The sequence below is a fragment of the Selenomonas sp. oral taxon 892 str. F0426 genome, assembly GCF_000468035.1.
Classification (GTDB): domain Bacteria; phylum Bacillota; class Negativicutes; order Selenomonadales; family Selenomonadaceae; genus Centipeda.
In genome coordinates this window covers 161,637-179,961 of record NZ_KI260546.1, presented here as the reverse complement: position 1 = coordinate 179,961, position 18,325 = coordinate 161,637, and the positions used below count along the sequence as shown (strand labels likewise).

At 53.7% G+C, this 18,325-nt stretch carries 17 protein-coding genes; 1 reads left to right on the top strand and 16 read right to left on the bottom strand.

What is annotated here, in order from left to right; all coding sequences use genetic code 11:
* Positions 1-206 precede the first annotated feature (206 nt).
* The 16 genes from cas2 to HMPREF1992_RS10215 all read right to left on the bottom strand — a co-directional run bounded on the left by cas2 (position 207) and on the right by HMPREF1992_RS10215 (position 16,916).
* Positions 207-497 carry a CRISPR-associated endonuclease Cas2 gene (cas2, locus tag HMPREF1992_RS10290; protein ID WP_021685849.1) on the bottom strand — a complete coding sequence of 97 codons (291 nt, stop codon included), beginning with the start codon at positions 495-497 and terminating at the stop codon, positions 207-209.
* 9 nt (positions 498-506) lie between these two features.
* Positions 507-1,535: a type I-C CRISPR-associated endonuclease Cas1c gene (gene cas1c, locus HMPREF1992_RS10285; protein ID WP_021685848.1), complete on the bottom strand. Its 1,029-nt coding sequence runs from the start codon at positions 1,533-1,535 to the stop codon at positions 507-509.
* On the bottom strand, positions 1,532-2,191 hold the full coding sequence (gene cas4 / locus HMPREF1992_RS10280; RefSeq protein WP_037359622.1) for a CRISPR-associated protein Cas4: 660 nt from the start codon (positions 2,189-2,191) through the stop codon (positions 1,532-1,534). Before cas4 ends, cas1c begins: the two co-directional genes overlap by 4 nt.
* Position 2,192: 1 nt before the next feature.
* Positions 2,193-3,098 (bottom strand): type I-C CRISPR-associated protein Cas7/Csd2, encoded by a 906-nt coding sequence (gene cas7c, locus HMPREF1992_RS10275; protein WP_037359619.1) that lies wholly within the window; start codon positions 3,096-3,098, stop codon positions 2,193-2,195.
* Positions 3,098-5,017: a type I-C CRISPR-associated protein Cas8c/Csd1 gene (gene cas8c, locus HMPREF1992_RS10270; protein WP_021685845.1), complete on the bottom strand. Its 1,920-nt coding sequence runs from the start codon at positions 5,015-5,017 to the stop codon at positions 3,098-3,100. Before cas8c ends, cas7c begins: the two co-directional genes overlap by 1 nt.
* On the bottom strand, positions 5,014-5,736 hold the full coding sequence (gene cas5c, locus HMPREF1992_RS10265; RefSeq protein ID WP_021685844.1) for a type I-C CRISPR-associated protein Cas5c: 723 nt from the start codon (positions 5,734-5,736) through the stop codon (positions 5,014-5,016). The genes cas8c and cas5c overlap by 4 nt, the downstream gene beginning before the upstream one ends.
* A gap of 12 nt (positions 5,737-5,748) precedes the next feature.
* Positions 5,749-8,163 carry a CRISPR-associated helicase/endonuclease Cas3 gene (locus HMPREF1992_RS10260; RefSeq protein WP_037359616.1) on the bottom strand — a complete coding sequence of 805 codons (2,415 nt, stop codon included), beginning with the start codon at positions 8,161-8,163 and terminating at the stop codon, positions 5,749-5,751.
* A gap of 351 nt (positions 8,164-8,514) precedes the next feature.
* On the bottom strand, positions 8,515-9,300 hold the full coding sequence (gene trpA / locus HMPREF1992_RS10255) for a tryptophan synthase subunit alpha (RefSeq protein ID WP_021685842.1): 786 nt from the start codon (positions 9,298-9,300) through the stop codon (positions 8,515-8,517).
* Positions 9,297-10,484, bottom strand: a complete 1,188-nt coding sequence (gene trpB / locus HMPREF1992_RS10250; protein ID WP_021685841.1) for a tryptophan synthase subunit beta — start codon at positions 10,482-10,484, stop codon at positions 9,297-9,299. Before trpB ends, trpA begins: the two co-directional genes overlap by 4 nt.
* A 3-nt stretch (positions 10,485-10,487) precedes the next feature.
* On the bottom strand, positions 10,488-11,273 hold the full coding sequence (trpC, locus tag HMPREF1992_RS10245) for an indole-3-glycerol phosphate synthase TrpC (protein ID WP_037359613.1): 786 nt from the start codon (positions 11,271-11,273) through the stop codon (positions 10,488-10,490).
* A gap of 74 nt (positions 11,274-11,347) precedes the next feature.
* Complete coding sequence (locus HMPREF1992_RS10240) at positions 11,348-11,965, bottom strand: phosphoribosylanthranilate isomerase (protein ID WP_037359610.1); 618 nt, start codon at positions 11,963-11,965, stop codon at positions 11,348-11,350.
* Between the two features lie 172 nt (positions 11,966-12,137).
* Positions 12,138-12,824, bottom strand: coding sequence for an energy transducer TonB (locus HMPREF1992_RS10235; protein WP_037359607.1), 687 nt, complete (start codon positions 12,822-12,824; stop codon positions 12,138-12,140).
* Between the two features lie 223 nt (positions 12,825-13,047).
* A complete protein-coding gene (glyS, locus tag HMPREF1992_RS10230; RefSeq protein ID WP_021685836.1) occupies positions 13,048-15,099 on the bottom strand; it encodes a glycine--tRNA ligase subunit beta in 2,052 nt (683 codons plus the stop codon).
* A complete protein-coding gene (gene glyQ, locus HMPREF1992_RS10225) occupies positions 15,096-15,977 on the bottom strand; it encodes a glycine--tRNA ligase subunit alpha (protein WP_021685835.1) in 882 nt (293 codons plus the stop codon). Before glyQ ends, glyS begins: the two co-directional genes overlap by 4 nt.
* An 81-nt stretch (positions 15,978-16,058) precedes the next feature.
* Positions 16,059-16,340, bottom strand: coding sequence for a hypothetical protein (locus HMPREF1992_RS10220; protein WP_021685834.1), 282 nt, complete (start codon positions 16,338-16,340; stop codon positions 16,059-16,061).
* A 36-nt stretch (positions 16,341-16,376) separates the two neighbouring features.
* Entirely contained in the window at positions 16,377-16,916 is a 540-nt protein-coding gene (locus HMPREF1992_RS10215; protein WP_037359604.1) for a 3'-5' exonuclease, read from the bottom strand.
* Positions 16,917-17,164: 248 nt separating this feature from the next.
* Between HMPREF1992_RS10215 and HMPREF1992_RS10210 the strand changes: the two genes are divergently transcribed.
* A complete protein-coding gene (locus tag HMPREF1992_RS10210) occupies positions 17,165-18,325 on the top strand; it encodes an FprA family A-type flavoprotein (RefSeq protein WP_021685831.1) in 1,161 nt (386 codons plus the stop codon).

The following is an 18,325-nucleotide window of genomic DNA, read 5'->3' as shown; positions in this document are numbered from 1 at the left end:
GTTTCAATCCACGCGCCCCGTGCGGGGCGCGACAGCAAAAGAGGTCACGACTTCCCTCTTTTGCCACGCATTTATGGGTATTTCCCTCCACAAATACGATTTTCTCGGCACCTAAGTCCCACGCCCCTCCTGCAGCATGGTGCTCGCACCTATATTTTTACATTCTATTTTCTGTTCACTTCACCTTCGCACTCAGTAATGAATGCTCAGATGATGATGGCCGCCTCCAAGTCATAGGACTCTTTAACACCATAATGCGTTACTTTTGGTCCTTTATCCTTGCCGAGGTAGTAAAATCGCAGGCTGTCTTTTTGCAGGTCAATAATGTCGAGCAGTGCGAGTTCCAATTGCTTGCATTGCGTTGGATCCACCTTACACTCAAAGACAGAGTTCTGCACGCGCTGCCCGTAGGCTCTGCATTTTCGTGCGACCTGGCGCAACCTCCTGCGCCCATCGGCGTTAACTGTACTGATATCATAGGTGATCAAAACATACATGGCAAGTACCTACTTCCACAAAAACGGCGGGTAGGCATCAAGATCCGCACGCAGATGGCGTGCAAGCAGCATTGCCTGCACATGAGGAACAAGCCCCCATTTGATTTTTTCCTCTAAAAAAGGATGTGTCATCATCCCCTCTTTGTGTGCATGCCATGCCGCCAGAATCTTTTTACGCCCATCATCGGTCAGATATACGGCGCCTCCCTCTTCTAGGCGAAAATCCTTGCCGCTGATCTTCTTGGTATTGACCATGGAAAATGCCGTACGATCCGCCATTGGGCGCAGTTCCTCCATGAGGTCAAGTGCGAGTGACTGTCTGCCCGGGCGATCACGATGCAGAAAGCCGACATAGGAGTCCAATCCCACCCCTTCAAGTGCCGCTCCTACATCATTCATGAGGAGGGCATAGAGGAACGATAAGAGACAGTTCATATTGTCGAGCGGCGGTCTGCGGTTACGCTCAGTGAAAAAGAACTCTCCTTTTTGTTTGAGTATCATATCATCAAACACAGAGAAATAGCTGACAGCAGCCTTCCCCTCGATGCCGCGGAGTTCCTCCAGATCAGATGTGCACGTTGCCTCATGACAGGATGTCTGGAGAAAGTCACTGACACTCTGAAATTTCTCCTCATCAATTCGCATGGCATAGTCTCTGCACGTCCGCTCGATTATCCAGCGCGCATTATAGATCTTGCCAAGGATGAAGTTCTTCGCAAGTGTGAGGCTGGCAGCCTCATTATCTGCACGACGATACTGCTCCCTGCGCAAGAGGACATTGCCGTTCATCTTGCCGATAACGCGCGCCTGAAATCTTCCCTCCGGACTCATAAAGGTCAGTGCAATATTCTCCTCAGCGCATTTCCGCATGAGCGCAGGGCTTGCCCCCGTATAGCCAAAGGTTGTGATCTGCTCAAAGTTATGGAGTGGAAAGCGAGCAATTTCCCGATCCTCACGAATGACCACGACATTCCCACCATCCAGTGCAAGATATGCCTCATCTTGATTGACAAAAAGGGTGTTCAAAAGAGGCTTCATCCCTCTGCCAGCCTCCTCTCAAGATAATGTTTAGCAGATCGGAGCCAATTCAGTTTCGGCACACAGATATTGTTGAGAGAGCAGTTCGCACAGCCTTTTCGCCGCTTCACGCGCGGGGTATGTCCACTCCGGATATACTGCCTCATTTCCTGGACCAGAACGGGAATCCGATTCCTCAATTCATATGAAAACTCTACCTTCACTCGTCGCCGAATCTCCCCATGATAGAGATAGCCAAATGGAATATCTGTCGCCAACATATCCTCCAAGCAGATTGCCTGTAAAGTCAGTTGGAGCACATACTCCTCTCCTTCTTGTGGTCTTCCACGCTTATATTCTATGGGAACAACGCGATAACGCCCATGATATGAAGGTATATAGACACCTGCGGTATCTGCATGAAACTCCACCACATCACAAGCGCCGGAAACTCCAAGCCGACTTGACGCAACGTGCATGCCTCGCACAATAATTTTGTTTCTGCGTTTTTCCTTGATCTCCGCATCATGCGCCTTATTATGCAGTGCATTTCCCTCAATGGTCAAAACATTATCCTGCCACTGTTGTTCCAGATGAATCAGAGCCCACTGACGTGGGCAGAATACATAACGAGGTATTTCCGAGAGCATGAGATACTCTTCCTCAGCATACCCCATATCAATCGACCAAGCTTCCCTCAACATATTTCTCAATGTGAATGCCCTTAATAGCATAAAGAGCACTGTCGTCGATGATGTAGTCATCCAAATGCGATGGCGTCTCTACCCCATCCTTTTTCTGTGCCGAAACGCTGCGGTGGATCTTCGCACTCGGTGCACAGCTGGTCTTATTGGCATGCTCAATCCAATAGAAACGGCTCATCTCCATGCTTCCCTCAGGACGGGCAGACGATGCATCATTCTCAAAAATTGTACGAAGAGCCTCCTTGATCTTTTCGGCATCCCCCTCGCTGAACCCTGTCTTTTCCGCTAGCTGAACGTTAATACTGCCCTGGAATTTATACACGCCAAAGTCTACACGATACTTCATGCCCATCGTATCCGAGCCTTTCTTATCGCCCGGCTCATTGTTGACGCTCTTCGTGATCTGTATACCCGTAATGGTGACAGGATCGAGGCTGACCGCCGTATGGAGGCTCACGGGGCCCCGCACGCCAACAGAAACAGAGTCAACGCCTTGCTTCTTTGCCTCTTTGAGCGCAAACACCTGTCCGAACGAACGGACATCTATCCATGCTTTACACGCCTCTTCTGCAAATATACGTGTGCGTCCCTGCTCCTTGTCCTTCATTTTGAGCGGTTTATCCATCGCAGGATTTGCCTCGACACGTGCACGGATGCTATCACAGCCGTCATCAACCCGCTCATTGGACTGAACGAGAATTTTTTCTCCTATATCCTGTAAGCGATTGCGAAGCTTGCGCTTGAGACAGACGTCGGAGATTTCGCCGTATCCGCCGTAATCCGTGCGCGGCTGATTTCCGTTCAGAGGGTCACCGTTTGGATTCGAACGCTCCACCGTGATGAACCCAATAAAATCAATTTTCTTCGTCAGTGCAGCCATCATACTTCCTCCTCTTGCAGGGCTTCTTTCTTCTTACGATTCTCTTCCCGTTCCAGTTCCATCGCGTACTGCTGGCAATAGTAGCCAAGCAGAAATTTCCCGTCCAACGGACGATCCGAGAGAAAGTCATCGTCATGGAACATACTGCCAATCTTGCTAATGAGCTTACGTTCCTTCCCTCCATACATTTCCCTCTTCTGTTGATAGGGCAACAGCTTTTTCTGGAGGGTCAACCATGTAGAGGCAGGACGGGAGGAGAAAATCTCCATATAGCGCATTGCATTCGTGGTGCGGCTGCCCATCTCATCCCGACTGAAGGTTGCCCGCTCCATCTGATCCGCCACCGCGATCAGTCTGCCAAACAAATACGAACGGTCATCCTTCGTTTCATCAAGTGCCACTGTGTATTCCTCCTTTTTGTGGTTGAGGCGGCGTGCGATGATGGAGCACGCCGGCTCTAAAATCTGTCTGCGCCACCCATAGTAAGCATCACAGACCGCACGCTTTACGGCACGGCCGATCAACATGCGCTCCATATCGACAGGAAATGGCATTCCTTGCAGGATTGCGTGAAATATCCGCTCCAACTCGAGCTTCATCTGACTATCGCCGACACTCACACCGTGACAGGCTTCGACCAGCCGTTTGGGTGCGGGCACGCCGAAATAAACAAATGACTCGTCTTTGTCACTGTCATAGCCATGCTGCCGCCAACGGCCAAGGCTGTGCCATCGTTCGATCCGCTCGATGAAGTCCTCACCCGCCATCTCGCTATAGTAGCAAATGGAAAGCCGTCCCTTCGTCGCGGCATCAAGAATCATGACGTTAACCTGACTCATCTCTGCCTGCTTGAATTCATGTTGATAGCCTGCAAGAGCCTTTGTCAGGGACTCTGCCCAACCTTTCAACGACGAGGGACGTTCCGTCCCTGCGGGTCGCCGTCTGCGTGTCAGGCGTGCCGTATCGTCGAATACAGACGGCGGTGTTTGTCCACACCGACCCCACGCAAGAAACACACGCCCGTCATGAGTATACCCCTGATTGCGCGCAAGCCACATAAGCGCGTTCATCGCTTTCTGCGAACTCTCATAGCCAATGGAGATACATTCATCTGCGTCGGCAAAGCGACCACGGAAGGTAAATCCGGTCATATCATTCGATGAAATGATCTTTGCTCCATCTCCCGGAAAACGGATTCCCTTGCCATGCTTATCGGTAGGAGGCAGTTTTTTACCCGTAGCGTAGCAAAGCTGTTCCTCCGTCTGTGAAAACTGCTGCTGAAAAAACGTTTGATAGTCCTTTTGCAGACAGGTGTCGTTCCACAGCTCTGGGCAGTCGTCGCCATCCATAACAACACGAAAGCGCACCATAGCTTTCAAGATGTCGCCGGAAACGGCACTAAAGATGAGAGGTTTCGGTGTCTCCTTGTCTGTCCACTTTTCGAGCAGCTTGCCTGCAGTATCTTGAAAAAGAACCTTTTTCTCGATCAGGTCATGAATTACATCATGGCTGCTGATATAGCGATAGACCGCCTGCACTTTGAGGTTTGGATTCGAGGCAACCCATATTCCAAGCTGCTCCTTGTATGCAATATACGGCTTCTCTGAGTCTTTTGAATTTACAAAAATACAGTAATCTTTTGCAATGAAGGAAAGATTATCATGCAAAGCGTGAGGTGCAGGATTCCCCGTGCGTGACGCTGAGCCAGGCGTACATGGGATCAGTGTGGACTGGTGCTCCTTTGGAATCACCTCTGCTTGAATCAATTCCCCATCTGCATTCAGTGTTATCTCTATCTGTGCATTCTGAATAATATGTCCAACAGGTGGAAGGAGGGCTTTCATCCCATCGATACCGCCTCTGCCGGCAAAGCGTTCATTTTCATCATACGTCTCTACCAGCTGCTCCATCCAGCTCATAAACGTCCCTCCTCTCCTAGGAGTTCGTATTCCTCTGCAACAAAGGTGACAGTGTTCTTATCAAAGAGCTTGCTCTTGACCTTCCGAATATCTCTTACAAGTGTACACTGTTCAGGTCTTGGAAATTGAATGATACCGCACTCCATCACCGGCTGCCAGAGACGGACTTGCAGCATACTGCCCCCCGTTTCATCGACATAGTTAAATCCGTGAAACATTGTGCCGAGCGGCATCTCGCCGCTGTCATCATAGTACCCTTTGCCCTCGCCATAACGCACAGGCTCAACATAGCCCTGACATTCCCGCGTGCCGAGAAAGATGTCGCGGCGTCCGCCGCGCTCCACCATCCGCTTTGCGATATTATGATGCTTATGCTCATCCCTGTCCTCTGCAAGTTCCTTGCGGTGCAGATTGAACTCAAAATGCGCACGCACTTGATAGCAAACATCGCTCAGGTATTTATAGATGGAGAGATCATTTCCACCGCCGCCGTACTTCATAGGCTTCACGCCGCGCGACTGTGTCGCGATTCGATTCATGACACGCACTTCATCCACCACCCAATAGAACGTAGGTTTCCAGTAGATGCTTTCTGTAATCCCTTTGAGTGCCTGATAGGTTGGCACAGAGTAGGAGGAACGCTCACCACCAACCTTTGTAATTGGATCGGTAAAAAGTGCCATTCTCCCATAGACTTGAAATTCAATCGAATTTCTCATGTATTCACCTCCCTAAATCATGCAGTATGCATTGCCCTGCTCCTCTGTCTGGATACCAAATGCCTCATTATAGTATTCCTCCCGCAGGGCCATCACTCCGCTCTCCGTTCGCCAGATACCGCCAAACTTGGCGAGTTTCTGGAGTTCATAGGAAAACAAATTAACCATATGCTGCTGCGCCGCATTCATCTTTTTGCCAATTCGCTGCTTATCGAACTGCATATCATTGAATTCTACGATCAGCTCCTTTCCTCCTGCATAGGGAACAAGTACCGGCTCCGTATGCGAATCAATCACCGCGAAGGCACGTCCCGCATCGCAAAATGCGTGCGTGAACCAGAGGTCCAGATGCGCTCCGTTCTCGGCTGCTTCCTGTAAGCCCGCCTCATTCGCCGAGAGCAGGTCAAATATAGTATTGCAGTCCTTCATCGGGAAACGCATATCACGCGCCGTACGCCCTTTATAAAATCTGCGGAAATAGGCCTCTATCGCCTGTGGTGTGAGAATTTCATCCGCCGATGTTTTATACAACATATCACTCGCGATCTTCTTCCCCTGTCGTATATCCTCCAATCGACTGAGATCCTCATTTTCCAGCGTAAAGAGACGAACAGTCCCGCGCTCCATCTCCCCATGGCGGTTGCAGCGTCCCGCCGCCTGTGCGATGGAGGAGAATCCGGCAAGAGCACGATAGACCACAGGAAAGGATACATCAACCCCCGCCTCAATGAGCTGCGTGCTGATACAGATAATCCGCTGCTCTGGATATTCATGTCGAACATCAAGCTCCGCCCGCACAGTACGCAGAATTTTCTTACGGTGGGCAGGGCACATCTTCGTGCTGAGATGCACAACATGAATATCTCGTTCCGAAATCTGCGCAAGTTCAGAGACTTTCTCGTAGAGGCTCCGCGCCTGTGCCGTGAGGTTCACGATGCAAAGGACATCACCGATCTCCTCCGCACTATACACGATTTCGCCGGCAATTTCATTAATGGAAACGCCGCCATCCTTGCAGATATTCTCAATCTGCACTCTTCGAAACCCCTCAAACACCTCTGCTAAATCGCTCGTAAGATCCGCATTATCCCTCATCTCAATCGGAATATCCAACTGTTCCAGCGGTGGTTGAGTTGCCGTGCAAAGAAGCGCAGTGACACGGCAAAAATCTTTAAGAAAGTTCATCGCTGCATTGAAGAGATAGGTACAGCGAATAGGAAGCGTCTGAATCTCATCAAAAATAATGATGCTGTCCTCCAGCGCATGCAGCCTGCGCAAGGGGCTGTTGCCGCCCGCAAACACAGTGTTCAGAAACTGCACCTGCGTCGTAAAGATGACCGGAACATCCCATCGCTCCGTAAGGATACGCCGAAAGTCCATACTCTCAGTATCTTCTCCATCGTCCTCCGTAATGACATTGGAATGATGTTCCAGAATCGCCTCATCCATGTGGAAAATATCACGAATCTCCTTGACGTTCTGATCGATGATCGAGGTATAAGGAATGACAACAACAATTCTTTTTTTATTGTATTTCTGCGCATGACGCAGGGCAAACCGCATACTTGCAAGGGTCTTACCACCGCCCGTTGGAACGCATAACCTAAAAATCCCAGGGGGCTCGTCCCCCGATTCGAGGCAGTCATCGCTGATCTTTTGACGAAGTCGAGTAATTTTCTCTGCCTTTGGCTCTGGAGGAATGGAAAATCCGATAAGTTTCTGCTCCAACTTATCAGAGAAGTCCGCCCAGACCCCGGCCGTGTCCCATTCGTCTGTCAGCGGTTTGTCCAGTTCGAACTCCGCACTATCCAGCCGATCAGCATCAACTAACATACTGAGCAGCAGCTTATGCACCATGCCCCAGTAAAAATGATACTTCTCGCCCCTCTCCGGATCAAGCGCCGTAATCTTTGCATCAAGTACAGTAAATTCATGGACAGCATGCTCAAAAAGCAAATCAAGCTCTGATTCCGAAATGACTGTATCATAATAATAGGAAAGATCGACATTCGGCACATCTATTTTCTCCATGCGCCGCAGGAAATCAGATTTTCCATCTTCGCTAAGATAGTTCATCAGCCCTGCATGGTGTGAAAAGATGACAAGCGCTGCCATCTGCACCACAAGGCATTCATCTTCACCTGACTGTCCATATTTCTTCATGAGCAGCTGTCCGCCGGCCGACGAGTGGTCAACATCCCCCTTACGGCTGTAATCCCCCGGATGTTTGCGGCAATAGTCAAGATACGCAACAAACTCTGCTGTACATTTCCCAAGATCATGCAGCACGCCGATCAGCCGTGCAGTTGCCGATAAACCGATCCCCGCAGCATAGCCTTCCATCAGTTCCCCCACGCGGAGTAGATGGGCACGCACGGTCTGCTCCGCTGATCCGTCGCGTCGGATATGAGCAAGATACTGCTTCATCTCTATCACACTCCGCCTATATATTTCTACATATCTTCTGAATTCCCTGTTATTTATTTTCATTTTTATCTAACATTTGTAAAAACAACTCCCTAATATCCGATTGAAATAGGGAGCAATGCAGTCACCCATCATGCCGTCATAGTCCTGTGCCGTCACCTGAATATGCGGCAAACGCATGCTGACAGAGTTCACGGATCTTATCAAGGTTTGCTGTGTCGAGTAAGTATTTCATGTGTACTATTCCTTTCAACAAAACAAATAGACAGGAGCTGTTGCACGAAGTCTCTAGCTTCATGGACAACCCCTGTCTTTATGTCAGATATATCGCTGTAAGCGCCCCTTATTCATTTACGCATCGAGCGCCTTGCGCATATCGGCGATCAGCTGAATGCCGCCGTCGATGTTGCCTTCGAGAATCTGCTTGACGACCGCACTGCCGACGATAACGCCGTCCGCCTGCTTGCCCGCGCGTGCCGCCGCCTCGGGTGTGCCGATGCCGAAGCCGATGGCAAGCGGTACGTCCGTATAGCGGCGTGCCGCCTTGCAGACGCCGCCGATGATGGAGTAGTCGATCTCCTTGACGCCCGTGACGCCATAGTTCGAGATGCAGTAGATAAAGCCGCGTGCGTCCCTGCACGTTTCCTCCATGCGCTCCTCGGTTGTGCCGGGCGTAATGAACTCCGTGAGTGTAAAGTCATGCGCGGCACAGATACGGCGCATATCGTCAGACTCCTCGTGCGGCACGTCGGGGAAGATCACGCCGTCCATGCCTGCCGCCTTGAAATCCTCAACGAATTTCTCAAAGCCGTAGTGATGCACCATATTGATGTAGCCCATACCAATGAGCGGAATCTCGGAGTGCCTGCGGATCTCCTTGACGACCTCAAGAGCCTTTGCCATCGTCATGCCGTTCTTGAGAGCAATAACGCTCGCCTCTTGAATGACGGGTCCATCCGCCATCGGATCGGAGAACGGAAGTCCGAGTTCGATCACGTCTGCGCCCGCCTCCTCAGCACGGCGCACGATGTCCACGGTCGCCTCCGCGCTCGGGCAGCCTGCCGTCACATAGATATAGAGTCCTGTACGCCCCTCGGCGCGCAGCTTCGCGAGTTTTTCATCCAGCCGCTTGCTCATGCGATCTCCTCCCCCAGTTCCTTTGCGACCATCTGCACGTCCTTATCGCCGCGCCCCGAGAGACAGACGACGACATTCTCGCCCGCCTTCGTCTCGGGCATGATTTTTTCGAGATAGGCAAGCGCGTGCGAGCTCTCGAGCGCGGGGATGATGCCCTCGATGCGCGAGAGACGCTGAAATGCCGCGAGTGCTTCCTGATCGGTCACGGAAACGTAGGTAACGATGCCCTTGTCCTTGAAATAGGAATGCTCGGGACCGACACCGGGGTAGTCCAGACCTGCCGAGATGCTGTACGCCTCGACAACCTGTCCGTCCGCATCCTGCAGGAGGTAGCTGTATGCACCATGGAGAATACCGGGCGTACCCGCGCCGCTGAGGGTCTTGGCGTTGTCCCCGTCTGCGTCGCCGCGTCCGCCGCCCTCGACGCAGAACTTCTTGACATCTGCATCGTCGCGAAAATCATAGAATGTCCCGATTGCATTGCTGCCGCCACCGATGCACGCGACGAGGTAGTCGGGCTTTCCGTCAAACGCCTTTGCCGACTGCACGCGGATCTCCTCGCCGATGACCTTCTGGAAGTCGCGCACCATCTCCGGATACGGATGCGGGCCGACCGCAGAACCGATCACGTAGTAGGTGTCTGTGATGTTCGTCGCCCAGTAGCGGATCGCCTCGCTCGTTGCATCCTTGAGCGTGCCCGTGCCGCTCGATACAGGAATGACCGTCGCCCCGAGCAAACGCATGCGAAACACGTTGAGCCGCTGACGCTCGACGTCAACCGCCCCCATAAACACATGACACTCCATGCCGAAGAGGGCCGCGACCGTCGCCGTCGCGACACCGTGCTGACCTGCGCCCGTCTCTGCGACGATACGCTTCTTGCCCATGCGCTTTGCAAGCAGCGCCTGTCCGAGCGCGTTGTTGATTTTGTGGGCACCCGTATGCAGAAGATCTTCGCGTTTCAGATAGATATTCGCTTTGCCGTAGTGCTTCGTCAGCCGCTCGGCAAAGTAGAGATTTGTCGGACGCCCTGCATAGTCACGGAGATAACCGCGAAACTCCGTGAGGAACTCCTCATCCGCACGGTATTTCAGATATGCCTCTTCCAACTCGTTCAGTGCGGGCATCGCGATCTCGGGCACATACTGCCCGCCGTAGTCGCCGAATCTTCCCTTCTTGCTCATATATCATTGCTCCTTTATTCCAACTTCGGATAGTTCCCCTGCAAACGCGCCGACATCGGCAGCACGCACAAGCCCCTCGCCGACGAGCACGCCCTTGCAGCCCGCCTCATGGACGCGTACGGCGTCCTCGCGTGTAAAGATGCCGCTCTCACTGATGAGCGTGCGGTTCTTGTCCGCGTACGGCAGGAGGTCGAGCGTCGTCTGGACGCTCGTCTCAAAGGTCACGAGGTTGCGGTTGTTGATGCCGATGAACTCCGCCGGCGTCTGCTGCGCAATCTCAAGATCGGCGCGGTCATGCACCTCGACGAGGGCATCCATACCGAGGCTCCATGTGAGGTAGAGCAGCTCTTTCAGCTCCTCGGGCGTCAGGATGCGTACGATCAGGAGCACGGCATCCGCACCAAGGGCACGCGCCTCGTAGACTTGATACGGATCGATGATGAAGTCCTTGCGCAGGAGCGGCGTATCCACACGCGCACGCACCGCTGCAAAGTCCTCGTTGCTCCCTAGGAAGTGCGGATCGGTATGCACGGAGAGCACCGCTGCGCCCGCCGCCGTGTAAATATCGGCAAGTTCCGTAACGCTGTGCACGGTCGTCAGCCGCCCCTTTGCAGGCGACTGGAGCTTGCACTCCGCAATCAGTCCCCAGCCCCGCCATCGGAAGTGCTCCGCCATGCGAAACGTACCGCATGGGAGATCTGCTTTCAGATCATCGAGCGGGCGGTTTTTCTTCGCCTCTGCCACGATTGCGCGCTTCTTTTCTACGATTTCAGCTAATGTATCGCGCACACTGCACCTCCTTCGGACTTCTATAATTGACGTATGTTCCCCCATTCTAGTGGAGGAGAGAGAATTTGTCAATCTTAGGAAGCACACGCCGCTCGCACCACTTCCATGAAAGCTCTGATTTTCGCCTCGGACTTCTCTCCGCCTTCTTCCAGTCCGCCCGATACATCCACACCGAACGGATGAAAGATCACAGCGGCTTCGCCGACATTCTCCGCCGTAATTCCGCCCGCGATCAGCACGGGTTTCGTCACACGCGCAATTTCCCGTGCCGCCTCCTGCCAGTGAAACGCCGTCCCCGTGCCGCCCGCCGCGCCCGCAACGTAACTGTCCACAAGGATCATCTCGGCGGGATAGGCGTTTGCCGCATCTGCATCGAAGTCGTCGCCATAGCGGTACGCCTTGATGACGGGACGCTCCGCCTGCCGCGCCATCTCCACCGTCTCATGCCCGTGCAGCTGCACGTAGTCCAGACCCACGAGATCGGCAATCGTGTTCACGTCCGACATCGGCGCATCCACAAAGACACCAACTTTCTTTACGTGGCACAGTGCGCGTGCAATCTCCCGCGCTGTCTCTGGCGCAACATAGCGCCGACTATTTTTCGCAAAGATAAAGCCGATATAGTCTGCACCCGCCTCCTCTGCCGCGTGCGCAGCCGCAGCCGTCTTCATTCCGCACATCTTTACACGCATCCAATCCCTCCATTCACATTTGTTCATCTTAGGGGCGCACTCGAATTTTGTCAAATAAAAAGAATCTGTACTCCACCGAATACAGATTCCCTTACTTCTATTGCTCCTCTGCTTGGTTCACAAGCGTTCGTTCCTTCGAGCAGATGCCGTGCAGCAACCGATGTCACCTGCTCTACGAGAACGAGAACGCCCGATTGACGCGGCACGCGACCGGCTCATCGTAGATGTTGCGTGCCGGCTCGAAGTAATAGGTGTACGCCGCTGTGATCGCCGCCTGATCCAGTTCAGCGTGTCCCGAGGAACTCGTGACATCGACGCTCTGCACGCTGCCATTCGCACCCACTACAATGGCGATTCCGACCGATCCCGTAATCCCCTTACGCTCCAATTCCTTCGGATAGACCGGCGCCGCCCCCGAGATCAGCTTCGGCGGTGTACGAGGACGCTGTGCCGCAGCCGCGTCGCGTCCGGTTCCCTCTCCAGAGCCCGTGCCCGTATTCGCCGAGGGCGCGGCACTCGGCTTCTCACCCGTTCCCTGCGAGGTCGGCGCTGCGCTCGTATTCGTCGCGTTCGTCTTCGGCATGTCCTTCGGGGGTTCCTGCTGCTGCTCGGTTTGCTCCTTCTTTGGCGGCTCGAGCGGTATGTCGTCGATGTTCGGCATCGGCGGCGCTGCCTCTGCCGCAGGCTCGGGTGCGCTCTCCGGCGCGGACGCATCATAGATCACAACGTCGATCGGACGCTTTTCCGGTTCCGCTGCCATCGAGAAAAGCCCCATCGCAGCAGCCACCGCGATGATACAGAAGTGAATCCCGAACGACGCTCCCCATGACAGGTATTTTTCCTTTACGGTAACATCCAAGTCATCACCTCCCCGAACAAGCATTCCCACAAATGATAGCCCCTATCATTTATAACGTGCTCATAATAACATAAAGTGATTGCTTTGACTAGAGGAGAAAAGAAAAATGGTGATAACCCTTCCATCACGCTGCGGTCCCTCTTCCGCCATGCGAAGAAGGATAATCTCACATTATTTGCTGCCCATGTTTACGAGGGAAGTGCCTCATGAGCCGATCGGAATCTTAGTTCAATACAATCTTGCTGTAGTCTGCCGTGCAGAGCAGATAGTTGTCAATCACCTTGAGGAGCGTCAGACGATTTGTCTTGATGCGCTCGTCCTTGTCCATCACCATGACCGCATCAAAGAACGCATCGATTGCCTTTGCAAGCGCCTGCTCTGCCGGAAGCGTATCTGCCCCCTCTGCGCGTGCCGCGACTGCACGTTCGTATGCGGCGTGAAGCGTTCCCTCCTCCTGCGCCGCAAAGAGCGCCGGATCGACGATCCCGGTCTCTGTCATGCGCGCGATATTTCCGACACGAACGAAGGACTGCACGAGTGCATCCGCGCCGTCCGCTGCAAGCAAACGCTCCACATAGGCGGCGCGCACGGGTACATCTGCGACGAAGTCCACATCCGTGAGCACCGCCTCCTGCACATCGTAGCGCACGCCGCGCTCCGTAAGTACATTCTTGAGGCGCAGCCGGATGAAGTCGGCAACGTCCGCCTGCATCTTGTCCCGCGACACTTCCTCAAGTGCATAGAGATCATACGCCTCATCGACGAGATCGGAGAGCAGCAGCCCGCTCTCGTGCTCGATCAGCATGAGCACGAGTCCGAGTGCCTGACGACGCAGGGCAAACGGATCCTGCGAGCCGGTCGGAATCTTGCCGCGGCTGAATGTGCCGACGATGTTGTCGATCTTGTCCGCAACGCTGAGCGCAAAGCCGAGATCGCTCTGCGGCAGTTCGTCCCCCGCAAAGCGCGGCATATACTGCTCGTCAATCGCGCGCGCAACCTCCGGCTGCTCGCCGTCGAGGAGCGCATACTCGCGTCCCATAATGCCCTGCAGCTCCGTGAACTCCGTGACCATACCCGTCACGAGATCCGCCTTCGACAGCTCTGCCGCGCGGCGTGCATCCGGCTCCAACGCCTCATACGCAGCTTCGTCCGGAGCAAGCTCCTCGACGATTGCCGTAACAAGCCCCATCAGGCGCTCGGTCTTTTCGTACATCGAGCCGAGTCCCTGCTGGAACACGACGGTCTTGAGCTTCTCGCGATGCTCTGCGAGCGACTTCTTGCGATCCTCGTCGAAGAAGAACTGGGCATCCGCAAGGCGTGCACGCAGAACGCGCTCATTGCCGTGCGCGACCACGTCCAGATGCTCTTTCCCTCCGTTGCGCACGGTGATGAATACGGGCAGTAGGCTGCCGTCCGCCGCCTTGACAGGGAAATAGCGCTGGTGGTCACGCATGGGCGTGATGACAGCCTCTGCCGGCAGTGCAAGATATTTTTCCTCAAACGAACCACAGAGCGCCGTTGGGTACTCGACGAGGTAGAGCACCTCCTCAAGGAGGTCGGGCGTGATCTCCGCCGTCCCGCCGCACGACTTTGCCACTTCGTTGATCTGCTCGGTAATCATGGAACGGCGGCGCACGGGATCGACGATGATGTATGCCCTTTCGCACGCCGTCTCATAGTCTGCGGGCGAAGAAATAACGAAGTCCTGAGGTGCAAGCGTCCGATGTCCGCGCGAGGCATTCCCGCTCGTGACGTTCGCAAACGTAAAGGGCACGACCTCCGTCCCGTAAAGCGCGACAATCCAGCGAATCGGGCGGATGAAGCGGAAGTCCAGATCGCCCCATCGCATGCTGTTCGGTAAGGGGAGCGTACGGATGAGTTCAGGCAGCAGTTCCGTGAGCAGCTGTCGCGTCTCCGCGCCCTGCTCATGCACAGAGGCATAGACATAGCCATCGCGCTGAATAAGCGCGGAGGGATCGATTCCCTGCCCACGCGCAAAGCCCGCACCCGCCTTCGTCGGATTCCCCTCCGCATCAAAGGCGATGGAGACCGATGGACCGCGTGTCTCCGTGCTGACATCCTCCTGCCGCTCGGCAAGCCCTGTGACGATGAGTGCCGTACGGCGCGGCGTGCCGATCGTACGCAGACTCTCATAGGCAATGCGGCGCTCCTTGAAAAGCGCCTCCGCCAAACGCGCCAAGTCGGAGAGCATGCGGGGCATAACGTGTGCCGGAACTTCCTCCGTCCCGATTTCAAGCAACAGATCCTTACTCATGCCTTCCCCTCCTTCTTCAGCATCGGATAGCCGAGTGCCTCGCGCTGCGCGAGATACGCCTCCGCACAGAGGCGCGCGAGTTTGCGGACGCGTCCGATGAACGCCGTCCGCTGTGAGACGCTGATCGCGCCGCGCGCATCGAGCAGATTGAACGCATGCGAGCATTTCAGCACGTAGTCATGCGCGGGATGTACATGTCCTGCGCCGATGACGCGCACCGCCTCTGCCTCATATTTGTCAAAGAGATCAAAGAGCAGCGCCTCATCCGAGAGATCAAACGCATAGGTGGACTGCTCAAATTCGTTCTGATGGAAGACATCGCCATAGGTCACATCGTCCGTCCACGCAATATCGTAGACATTCTCCACGCCCTGAATATACATGGCAAGGCGTTCGAGACCATAGGTGATCTCAACGGAGACGGGCTTCACGTCGTGACTGCCGACCTGCTGGAAATACGTGAACTGCGTGATCTCCATGCCATCGAGCCAAACCTCCCAGCCGAGTCCCCACGCACCGAGCGTCGGCGACTCCCAGTTGTCCTCGACAAAGCGGATGTCATGCTCCTCGGCACGGATGCCGAGACGCGCGAGGCTCTCAAGGTAGAGTTCCTGAATGTTGTCCGGCGAGGGCTTCATAATGACCTGGAACTGATGATGCTGATAGAGACGGTTCGGATTGTCCCCGTAACGTCCGTCCGCAGGTCTGCGCGACGGCTCGACATAGGCGACGTTCCACGGCTCGGGGCCGAGCACGCGCAGGAACGTCCACGGACTCATCGTACCTGCGCCCTTCTCCACGTCATAGGGCTGAGCAAGGATACATCCCTGATTCGACCAGAACCCCTGCAATGCGAGGATGACCTCCTGGAATTTCATGCAAACAACTCCTTAATTAAAAAACCGCGTTCCTATATAGAATACGCGGTTTTTGAAAAATATCAAGCCAAAAACAAACCTCTACTTAAAATTCTGCTGTAAACTCTGCATAATCTGCGCCTGCCGTGAGTTCACATCCTTATCCCACCTGTTTTCATAGCCAGCTCTGTCATCCGAGGGCAAGAGTGCACATATAATAATAAGGATGATGAAGAAAACAATCACCGTACCGATGATCTTACGCTGATAGGAGGCGCGTCTCTTCCGCACGCGTTCAAGCCCCCGCTCCAACTCCCTCTTCTTACGTTCCCGTATTGACTCTGCGGGACTTGGATTCGTGCTTCTATATGGATTCTTCGCCATAAAAGCGTCTCCTCCTCTCTTCACTTCCAGCCGAGATTAAAATAGACTCTGCTCCTCATATACTGGCTCTTGCATTTTCTTATAGCAATAGAGCGTTGCAAACGTATCTGCGAGAGCCCCATGTGCCTGGCTTATCCCCCAGTCATAGCGGTAATAGTCTGCGCACTCGGTGAGCTTCCACCAACGATAACCGCCGCGCCGTGCATCGGGAACCTTGCGGAACTCCGAGAACGCAAGCATAACATCGTGGCGGTTGGGGTTCGTAATGCGGATGCCTGACTGCCCCAAAAGGCGAATGTCAAACTCAATATTATATCCAACGAGGAGTGTATCGGGATCGTTGAACATCTGCTCCAGCTCTGCCCGCTGTGAGAGAATAGTCGGGCAGCCCATGACCATTGTAGGAGAAATCCGATTGATCTTCTCCGCATCCGGCCATGCGCTCTTGCGTGCCGGTGCGTACATCCCATCTATCACCGTTGTCCCACTGCCGTCGACAACGGCAAGCGTCAACACCTCATCGTCACTGCGAAAACCCGTTGTCTCGGTATCAAAGACCAGAATTTTTCCTAGCATGAAAGTCCTTCCTTTTCTAGTCATTTTATCCCATTTTTGTATGGCTTTCGTCATAAATATTATACCGTATGGTCTATCATCTGTCAAGAAACCCCATGCATCACGCGCCTTTTATAAAAAAAATGCATTGAAATTCCTGTTGCAAAAGATTTTGAATTAGGCTAGAATACTTCTATAAAAATTGTTCTCATTTATAGAAAGAAAGTATAAATTGTATAAATGATTCTATTTTCGAAAGGAGTACATTCATGAACGCTGTCAAAATCCGCGATGGTATTTACTGGGTTGGAGCGATTGATTGGTCCATGCGCAGTTTTCATGGCTACGATACGCAGCGCGGTTCCACCTATAACGCCTACCTCATTATTGATGACAAAATCACATTGATCGATACGGTGAAGCAGGGCTTTGAGCCTGAAATGCTTGCGCGTATTTCCTCCGTTATTGATCCGTCACAGATCGACTACATCATCTCAAATCATGTCGAACCAGATCACTCCTACGGTGTTCCGCTCATATCCTCACTCGCACCGAATGCGAAGGTCATCACAAGTGCGCCAAACGGACTCAAGGGGCTGCGTGCCTACTACGGGGAAATGCCCTATGAAACAGTCAAGGCAGGCGACACGCTTTCCATTGGCAAGCGTTCATTCGTATTTGTCCCGACACCGATGCTCCACTGGCCGGACAGCATGGTAACTTACTGCCCGGAGGAGAAGATCCTCTTTTCGAACGACGCCTTTGGTCAGCATCTCGCCTCCGGCAAGCGCTATGACGACGACAATGATCTCTCTGTTGTCATCGAAGAGGCAAAGAAATACTATGCGAACATTCTCTTCCTCTATGCCAAGCAGGCACAGACGGCACTCAAGGCGGTACACGAACTCGACATCGAACTGATCGCCACGGGGCACGGAATCATCTGGCGCTCACACATCCCCGAGATCCTCGACCTCTACAACAAATGGTCGCTCGGCAAAACGGAAGACCGTGCGGTTATCGTCTTTGACAGCATGTGGCACTCGACTGAGATGATGGCGCATACGATCGCTGAGGCATTCATCGATAAGGGCTTCTCCGTCGGCTACTACGACATCCAAAAGAACACACACGCCGACATCATGACAGACGTGCTCACAAGCCGCTACCTCGCCATCGGTTCGCCGACCCTCAACAATCAAATGCTTCCAACCATTGCCGGCTTCCTCTGCTATCTGAAGGGGCTTTCGCCGAAGGGGCGCAAAGCATTTGCATTCGGCTCCTACGGCTGGGGCGGACAGAGCATTCAGCAGATCGAGGACGAACTCAAGGCGGGCGGCTGCGAGATCGTCATGGACAAAGTGCGCATGCTCTACGTCCCCTCTGCCGAGCAACTCGCAGGACTGCGTGACCAGATTCTCGCGTTGTAA

Bases quoted from the DNA above. Each gene is read 5' to 3' on its own strand.
- cas2 (WP_021685849.1), bottom strand. From the start codon at position 497: ATGTATGTTTTGATCACCTATGATATCAGTACAGTTAACGCCGATGGG.
- cas1c (WP_021685848.1), bottom strand. From the start codon at position 1,535: ATGAAGCCTCTTTTGAACACCCTTTTTGTCAATCAAGATGAGGCATAT.
- cas4 (WP_037359622.1), bottom strand. From the start codon at position 2,191: ATGGGGTATGCTGAGGAAGAGTATCTCATGCTCTCGGAAATACCTCGT.
- cas7c (WP_037359619.1), bottom strand. From the start codon at position 3,098: ATGGCTGCACTGACGAAGAAAATTGATTTTATTGGGTTCATCACGGTG.
- cas8c (WP_021685845.1), bottom strand. From the start codon at position 5,017: ATGAGCTGGATGGAGCAGCTGGTAGAGACGTATGATGAAAATGAACGC.
- cas5c (WP_021685844.1), bottom strand. From the start codon at position 5,736: ATGAGAAATTCGATTGAATTTCAAGTCTATGGGAGAATGGCACTTTTT.
- HMPREF1992_RS10260 (WP_037359616.1), bottom strand. From the start codon at position 8,163: ATGAAGCAGTATCTTGCTCATATCCGACGCGACGGATCAGCGGAGCAG.
- trpA (WP_021685842.1), bottom strand. From the start codon at position 9,300: ATGAGCAAGCGGCTGGATGAAAAACTCGCGAAGCTGCGCGCCGAGGGG.
- trpB (WP_021685841.1), bottom strand. From the start codon at position 10,484: ATGAGCAAGAAGGGAAGATTCGGCGACTACGGCGGGCAGTATGTGCCC.
- HMPREF1992_RS10240 (WP_037359610.1), bottom strand. From the start codon at position 11,965: ATGCGTGTAAAGATGTGCGGAATGAAGACGGCTGCGGCTGCGCACGCG.
- glyS (WP_021685836.1), bottom strand. From the start codon at position 15,099: ATGAGTAAGGATCTGTTGCTTGAAATCGGGACGGAGGAAGTTCCGGCA.
- glyQ (WP_021685835.1), bottom strand. From the start codon at position 15,977: ATGAAATTCCAGGAGGTCATCCTCGCATTGCAGGGGTTCTGGTCGAAT.
- HMPREF1992_RS10220 (WP_021685834.1), bottom strand. From the start codon at position 16,340: ATGGCGAAGAATCCATATAGAAGCACGAATCCAAGTCCCGCAGAGTCA.
- HMPREF1992_RS10215 (WP_037359604.1), bottom strand. From the start codon at position 16,916: ATGCTAGGAAAAATTCTGGTCTTTGATACCGAGACAACGGGTTTTCGC.
- HMPREF1992_RS10210 (WP_021685831.1), top strand. From the start codon at position 17,165: ATGAACGCTGTCAAAATCCGCGATGGTATTTACTGGGTTGGAGCGATT.